Origin of the sequence: Streptomyces sp. P17, from assembly GCF_032436805.1 — a bacterium.
GTDB lineage: Bacteria > Actinomycetota > Actinomycetes > Streptomycetales > Streptomycetaceae > Streptomyces.
The window spans coordinates 1-344 of record NZ_JAVRBF010000479.1 but is presented as its reverse complement, the minus strand read 5'-3'; the positions used below and the strand labels follow the sequence as shown (position 1 = coordinate 344).

The following is a 344-nucleotide window of genomic DNA, read 5'->3' as shown; positions in this document are numbered from 1 at the left end:
AATAGCGATCAGATGGTAATCTGGTCACGGTTGTCGGTTCGATATTATGGCCGGACGATACTTTTGTGATATTACCAGTAGGGACTAACTGGGTTGAACCAAATTGCTCAATCACTTTTCCTGTAACAGTCACTTTATCGCCAATCGAATAGCCTTGTACGAGGCCCTGAACGAAAATAGCGTCAGAAGTCAGCGGGTTATTGTCACCAAATTCATCTTGTATAAAAAATCCAATTGGTAGATCCTTTCCAAGGTCGCCATTAGTTTGAATATGGGTAATCACGCCATTAACTCGAAAAACTTCATCAGATTCAAGTTTACCATTAGCAGGATCCGTATAAGGT

Annotated in this window: 1 pseudogene; it reads right to left on the bottom strand. The window is 41.0% G+C overall.

The features are described 5' to 3' along the window. A pseudogene (locus tag RMT89_RS41790) lies at window positions 1-344 on the bottom strand (hypothetical protein); the annotation flags it as partial.